The following is a 3,344-nucleotide window of genomic DNA, read 5'->3' as shown; positions in this document are numbered from 1 at the left end:
ATCATGTCGGGATAATTACCCTTAATAAAAATCTCCCCATCTCCCCATCTCCCCATCTCCCCATCTACCCATCTCCCCATCTCCCCATCTCCCCATCTCCCCATCTCCCCATCTCCCCATCTCCCCACCCTCCCTCTAATTATGGGTATTCAACCTGACTTGATATAAGCAGCGTCAGTGGCTAGACCAGATCAAGTCCACTTGCTTCGGGCCTTGATAGTTTTGGTTGTTGGTCATTTGTCTTGAGAGCCACCAGGTTGAGCCACCTCCCCAAGACTTATGGGCTTATTCAAGACTGATGCTACCGGGCTTGATATCAATAGGTTTAAAAATTTTGTATAGGGTGCAACAAATTTCCATTTTGGTTTTAAGCTGTTAGATAGTGAGTCACTATTGCTCACGGCCTACCGCTGACCGTTATTAATTATGGCTAGTACCTATTCTTTTGATATTGTTAGTGACTTTGATCGACAAGAGTTGGTCAATGCTGTGGATCAAACTATTCGTGAAATCAAAAGTCGTTACGACCTCAAAGATACTAAAACCACTGTTGAATTAGGAGAAGAATCTATCACCATCAATACTGATAGTGAATTCACCCTAGATGCTGTGCATACTGTTATTCGTACCAAAGCCGCGAAACGGGAACTTTCGCAAAAAATCTTCGACTATGGTAAAGTAGAATCAGCTAGTGGTAATCGTGTCCGCCAAGAAATCACGCTAAAAAAAGGCATTAGCCAAGAATATAGTAAAAAAATCACCAAATTGATTCGAGATGAATTTAAAAAAGTACAAGCCTCGATTCAAGGTGATTCAGTTAGAGTATCTAGCAAATCTAAGGATGACTTACAAGATATCATCCAGCGGTTGAAGCAAGAAGATTTGCCGATTGCTTTGCAATTTACTAACTATCGCTAAGTAAGCATTCAGCCTTCAGCTATCAGCCGTCAGTCGTCAGCCGTCAGCCGTGAGCTAAAAGCTCACGCTACTTGAGGTGCCGTCAGCTTATTTTATTCAAAAGCACATCAAGGTGGCACAGGCTTCTAGCCTGTGACACATAAGCTGATAGCTGATAGCTGATAGCTGATAGCTGATAGCTGATAGCTGATAGCTGATAGCTGATAGCTGATAGCTGATAGCTGATAGCTGATAGCTGATAGCTGATAGCTGATAGCTGATAACTGATAGCTGATAACTGATAGCTGATAGCTAAATGCTTACACTCTAGACTACTATGGCTTGATCCCAGAGATGACTTCCTTAGCTGCTGCTAATGTGCGGTCAATATCCTCCTCGGTGTGAGCTAGGGAAGTAAATCCTGCTTCAAATTGTGAGGGGGCTAGGTAAATCCCACGCTCTAACATGCCCCGATGGAAAGCAGTGAATTTGGATGAATCAGAGGTTTTGGCATCATCGAAGTTGTGAACAGGAACACCAGTAAAGAACATGCCAAACATAGCGCTGATGTAACCACCAGTAGTTGCATGACCAGCATCTTTAGCAATTTGCAGTAATCCCTCGGAGAGCTTTTTAGTAATACTATCTAGCTGTTCATAGGTACCCGGTTTCTTCAGTAACTCCAGGGTTTTAATGCCTGCTGTCATGGCTAGAGGATTCCCAGAAAGGGTTCCGGCTTGATACATTGGCCCTGCTGGTGCCACCATCGACATGATATCCTTTCGTCCGCCATAGGCTCCCACGGGCAAACCACCACCGATAATTTTACCTAGGGTAGTCAGGTCAGGAGTGATGCCAAATTTCTCCTGAGCACCACCGTAGGCAATCCGGAAGCCAGTCATCACTTCATCAAACACCAGTAGAGCGCCATGGTTTTGAGTCAGTTCCCGCAAGCCTTCAAGAAAACCAGGCACAGGAGTGATGAAACCAGAATTTCCTACCACCGGTTCTAGGATGACCCCACCAATCTCATTGGGATATTGCTCAAATAAAGCTTTAACGGCGTCCAGGTCATTATAGGTAGCGGTTAAAGTATTAGCAGTGGCCGACTTAGGAACACCAGGGGAATCCGGTAAACCTAGAGTAGCGACTCCAGAACCAGCTTGTACCAGCAGCATATCAGCGTGACCATGGTAGCAGCCAGAAAATTTGATAATTTTGTCCCGTCCTGTGAAGGCACGCATCAGGCGCAGCACTGCCATACAGGCTTCGGTGCCAGAATTAACAAACCGCACCATTTCAATACTAGGAACGGCGTCAATCACCATTTGTGCTAGCACGTTCTCTAGGGCAGAGGGAGCGCCAAAACTGGTACCCTTGTCTAGAGCCTGGTGCAATGCCCCAATAACTTCTGGATGAGCATGACCGCAAATGGCTGGTCCCCAGGTACCTACATAGTCAATGTACTGGTTGCCATCTACATCCCAGATGTATGCTCCTTCAACTCGGTCAAATACAATCGGTTCTCCCCCTACTGATTTAAAGGCTCTGACTGGGGAGCTTACCCCTCCTGGCATTAGGTTCTTGGCGGCGCTGAAAATTTCTTGTGATTTAGTGGTTTTAAACGACGTAGTGCTAACCAAAATAGTCTCCTAATATTAATAGTGTACGAGTTAGTTGAAAATAAGGGAAAAGGCGATCACCCCATTACCCCCCTTAAACAGAGCAACAGGGAACTTTGGCTCAGGGAACTTCGGCTTAGGGGCAATACTGGACAAGAGACTATTATCCTATGGAGGCTGATCCGTTTTGAATTTGTAAAGAAAGAATCCAGATTTACTGATCAATATTTAGTGATCAATTGGATGTCAGGTGTGGTATCTTGTAGGGTGTATCTCATTAAAGCTGTTTGACCGGCTGGGTGTTTCAATCTGTTGCCCTAAAACTATGTCAGCATCTGAACCGACTTCCATTAGCCAAGCTATACCAGTTGACCAAATTCGCTACAACGATCAAGGACTAGTGCCAGCCATTGTCCAAGATTACCTAGATGGTACGGTACTAATGATGGCTTGGATGAATCGGGAGTCATTGCAAAAAACCCTCGATACAGGAGAAACCTGGTTTTGGAGTCGCTCTCGTCAGGAATTGTGGCACAAGGGTGCTACATCTGGGCATTTACAAAAGATAAAATCTATCCGCTACGACTGTGACAGTGATGCTTTACTGGTGACGGCGGAACAAATTGGTGATATTGCCTGCCATACCGGTGAGCGTAGCTGTTTCCATCGAGTGGGGGCTAAGAAAGTAGACCCTCCAGCAGATACCTTGTCTCAGTTGTTTGAGATAATTTGCGATCGCCGTGACCATCCCGTAGAAGGGTCCTATACCTGTAAGTTGTTTAAGGGTGGGGATAATAAGATTCTTAAAAAAATTGGGGAAGAAGC

At 45.2% G+C, this 3,344-nt stretch carries 3 protein-coding genes; 2 read left to right on the top strand and 1 reads right to left on the bottom strand.

What is annotated here, in order from left to right; genetic code table 11:
• Positions 1–426: 426 nt before the first annotated feature.
• A complete protein-coding gene (locus tag F6K49_RS38000) occupies positions 427–918 on the top strand; it encodes a YajQ family cyclic di-GMP-binding protein (RefSeq protein WP_293019468.1) in 492 nt (163 codons plus the stop codon).
• Between the two features lie 314 nt (positions 919–1,232).
• Here F6K49_RS38000 and hemL read toward each other — a convergent pair whose 3' ends face one another.
• Complete coding sequence (gene hemL / locus F6K49_RS37995; RefSeq protein WP_293105412.1) at positions 1,233–2,540, bottom strand: glutamate-1-semialdehyde 2,1-aminomutase; 1,308 nt, start codon at positions 2,538–2,540, stop codon at positions 1,233–1,235.
• Positions 2,541–2,844: 304 nt separating this feature from the next.
• Here hemL and hisIE point away from each other — a divergent pair.
• Positions 2,845–3,344, top strand: a 500-nt coding sequence (gene hisIE / locus F6K49_RS37990) for a bifunctional phosphoribosyl-AMP cyclohydrolase/phosphoribosyl-ATP diphosphatase HisIE (RefSeq protein WP_293105409.1), incomplete at its 3' end; no start/stop codon positions are given.

The organism is Moorena sp. SIO3I6 (genome assembly GCF_010672095.1).
The sequence above is the reverse complement of the archived record's forward strand: the minus strand, read 5'-3'. Positions and strand labels throughout refer to the sequence as shown.

Coding starts and splice junctions, on each gene's coding strand:
- F6K49_RS38000 (WP_293019468.1), top strand. CDS start 427: ATGGCTAGTACCTATTCTTTTGATATTGTTAGTGACTTTGATCGACAA.